The organism is Bacteroidales bacterium (genome assembly GCA_018334875.1).
Taxonomy (GTDB): Bacteria; Bacteroidota; Bacteroidia; order Bacteroidales; family UBA12077; genus JAGXLC01.
Window position 1 is genome coordinate 1 of record JAGXLC010000401.1, and the last position, 3,735, is coordinate 3,735.

Here is a 3,735-nt window from a genome sequence, read left to right on the forward strand (position 1 = left end):
ATAACCAATTTCAAATGACCCAAACATTCCAGGCTAAAGTCTGTATGACCATAAGCTTGGAAGTTTTGAATTTTGATAATTGATATTTGGATATTGTTTGTTATTTGTTTTTTGTGATTTGTAATTTCCCTGCCTGGCGGCTGGAAAGGTGCTTCACCTGGGGATTGGATAAAACAATTACTTTTCTAAAAATTGAAGTAGCGTCTCCGCCACTGCCAGATCCTTCTTTGTCGTTATCTTGATATTCTCCGGATTCCCCTTAACTGTATTGATTTGGACCCCTGTTTTCTCCACCACCGATGCATCATCTGTAAAATCAGGATCATATTCCTGCCGGTAGGCATGGAGGAGTAGATCGCTATGGAATACCTGGGGGGTTTGAACAATTTTATAATGGGCTCTGGGCACAGCTTTATTTTCAGAGTCTGTGATCCGCCTGAGGGATTCATGAATATCAGCCACAGGGATTGCATTGCCCGAGGTCTCGGCTTTTTCGAAGGCCCTCTGAATGGTCTCCGGGCTGACCAGCGGCCTTACCCCATCGTGAATGGCAATTATTGAAGGAGAGGTGATGGCTTGAAGCGCATTTTTTACGGTTTGAAAACGGGTTCCACCTCCTGCTATCACCTTATGAGGAATCCTAAAATTTTCATTGGTGCAAAGCTTTTCCCAGCTTGGAATTTCCCTGTCGGGCAGTCCGACAACAATATCCATATCCCCGTCGAATGCATGAAAGGTACGCATGGTTTTTATTAAAATGATTTCATTGTTGATCTTCAGAAACTGTTTGGGAAGCTGAGAATCCATCCTTTTTCCAATACCGCCGGCAACGATTATGGCAACTCTCTTCATTCCTCAATGGTATATAAAAACCTGCGTATGCTTTTCTTGGGCGTTTTTTCAAATTCTGTCGGATACAGTTTGATCCTTGAGATTTGCTTAAACTTAGGAAGACTTTCATTGAGTTCCTTCTTATTTTGCTTCATGATTTCTTCCAGTTGGGCTTCCGTATTGATTTCTTCCTGATCGGCCTTTTCGTAGTCGGGGTAAACAAGTGCCGTCAGTTTATTATCCTTCTCAAGAATAAGGGATTCCTGTACATAGGGTAGGTTATTCAGTTTGGATTCAATTTCCTCGGGATAAATGTTTTCTCCGGAAGGACCTATTATCACGCTTTTGCTCCTACCTTTGATAAAAATAAAATCATCCCCGTCGATAATGCCCAGGTCACCTGTATGCAGCCATCCTTCTTCATCCAATGCCTTTTTGGTGTCCTCTTCATTTTTATAATATCCATACATCAGATTTTCACCCCTTACCAGAATTTCTCCGACCTCGTTGTACGGATCGTTCGAGTCGATCTTGATTTCAAGCGTATCCACCAGCTTACCTGATGAGCCTGCCTTCGTCTTGTCCCAGTTGGCATAACTGATAAGGGGTCCGCATTCGGTCATGCCATAACCCACCGAAAGCGGGAATTTGATCTTTCTCAGAAATTTTTCCACATCTGCGTTTAAGGGGGCACCACCGATGACTACTTCATGGAAATTGCCACCAAACGCTTCTGTGAGCTTTTTGTTGATCTTTTGGTAGATGGATTTGTTAATAAAAGGAAGACTCATCAGTGCCTTCAGAGATTTTTTGGTAATGGTGGGAAGAATTTGTTTTTTATATATTTTTTCAAGAATGAGCGGAACAGCTATGACCAGCGTGGGTTGGATCTCTTTGAAAGCCGAAGTGATAATTTTTGGCGAGGGAGTTCGTGTAAGAAAATGGAGATGGCACCCTATGGTAAATGGCCAGAGAAACTGAAAAGCACAGCCGTATGTGTGTGCCAGGGGTAAAAAGGAAACCATATTATCCCCGGGTTGCAGGGGCATGTTTTCCAGGGCAAAACGGATATTGGCCGCAAGGCTGTTTAAAGGCAGCATCACTCCTTTGGAAAAACCGGTGGTTCCGCTTGTATAATTCAGAGCGCCTATCTCTTTATTGGAAATGGTTTCCAGCTTAAACTGATTGACATCCACTCCATGGATGCCATATCTTTCGGTATAGAGCTGGTTCAGTTTGTTGTAAACTTCCCGGACGCTCTCCTTGTTGCTTTCACTCAATATTTCGAAATCATTCAGGGAAATGATGGCCCTTAAATCGGGTATATTTGCTTCATCAAGGTTTTCCCATATGTTGTTCTCGGCAAACAGGATCACCGAATCGGAATGATTGATGATATGGTGCATGTCGTTGGGATGAAAATCCGGAAGTATCGGAACCACAACGGCACCATAAGTGATTGCCGACAAATAAGTCATTGCCCAGTTGGCCGAGTTTTTGCCCAGCAGGGCAATCTTGTCACCCTTCTTCACTTCGCATTGTTCAAACATGATGTGGATTCTGGTGATTTTCCTTGCCACATCTTTGTAGTAATAGGTACTTCCTTTGTAATCGCTGAAAGCGGGAAGCTCCCAGTTCTTCTTGATACTGTTTTCCAGGTATTCTATAAAATTTTCCTTTAGCATCTTTTTTTTGAATTTGTAGGGTTTAAATATAAAAACTAATTGTGATTTTTGCAATGCGATATAAATATTGGCCGGTTCATAGGGGATGAGTGGCGTGTGAAAATACAGGCCGGTGAAGATTGTACCGGTAAAGTTGATGGTTTGGGCCGGAAGCTATTCCGTTAAGTAAGTTTTGGAGCGTGCCTGTAGAATTCCTGAATTTTTGGTAAATTCGGCACGGATTTAAACATGTCAGCTCCTGCATAAAATTCACTGATTTAAATGTATACGAGATTTTCGGTAATGAAAATATAAAGGTTTATAAAAAGAAAATGTTGTACCATGTATAGACTAACAAAACTCAATACAATACTGTTTTTAATCATATTGGTTTTTGCCATTCTGCATTTTGGAGCGCCCTTTTTAATACCATTTATTTTTGGCATATTGTTGGCTTTACTCATGACGCCCTTTTGTGATTTTTTGGAATCAATAAGGATCAATCGCATCCTGGCCTCCATTATCAGCACACTGGTAGTTTTTATTGTAGTAGGAGCCATTTTGTTTCTTTTTGTATATCAAATGAATGACTTCGTAACAGAGATATCTTCGTTCAGAGATGAATTTCAATCATTTATTGGCAATGTTCAGAAGCAAATCGCCTCCATAACCAATATATCTATTGAAGATCAGAGTTATCTCTGGCAGGAGAGATCAGCACAGTTTTTTAATACGGTTGAAAATCAGGTTACGCGGTTTGTCGGTAGTTTTATCAATACGATCTTCAATCTTTTAATGGTTCTGATTTATGTCATTTTAATATTGTTATACAGGAGAAAGATCTATGAATTTGTCATGATGTACATCCCTGAGGACAAAAAGGAAAATTCCACAGAGGTACTTAAAAACATCAGTAAAGTTGTATTTCACTATTTATGGGGACGGGCACAGGTGATGATCCTGTTGGGAATCTTTTATTACGTCACTTTTCTTATATTTGACCTTCCTTATGCAGTTTTATTAACCATTTTCGGCACTTTGATTACGATCATACCCTACTTTGGACCGTTCGTAAGCGGTTTGCTCCCCATCGTGTTTTCTTTGGTATTTTTCGATAATTTACAGAAGGTCTTGCTTTTTTCAGTGATCGTTATCACTATACAATTAATAGAAAGTTATTTGCTTGAGCCCCTTATTATAGGAAAAGAAGTAAAGCTTAATCCGTTAATAGTAATTATTG

At 40.2% G+C, this 3,735-nt stretch carries 3 protein-coding genes; 1 reads left to right on the forward strand and 2 read right to left on the reverse strand.

The features are described 5' to 3' along the window. Positions 1-177 precede the first annotated feature (177 nt). Both KGY70_18785 and KGY70_18790 read right to left on the reverse strand, forming a co-directional pair. Positions 178-852, reverse strand: a complete 675-nt coding sequence (locus tag KGY70_18785) for a 2-C-methyl-D-erythritol 4-phosphate cytidylyltransferase (protein MBS3777249.1) — start codon at positions 850-852, stop codon at positions 178-180. After that, positions 849-2,516 carry an AMP-binding protein gene (locus KGY70_18790; protein MBS3777250.1) on the reverse strand — a complete coding sequence of 556 codons (1,668 nt, stop codon included), beginning with the start codon at positions 2,514-2,516 and terminating at the stop codon, positions 849-851. Before KGY70_18790 ends, KGY70_18785 begins: the two co-directional genes overlap by 4 nt. 321 nt (positions 2,517-2,837) lie before the next feature. Here KGY70_18790 and KGY70_18795 point away from each other — a divergent pair. Next, positions 2,838-3,735 (forward strand): AI-2E family transporter (locus tag KGY70_18795; GenBank protein ID MBS3777251.1); only part of this gene is annotated, 898 nt, incomplete at its 3' end.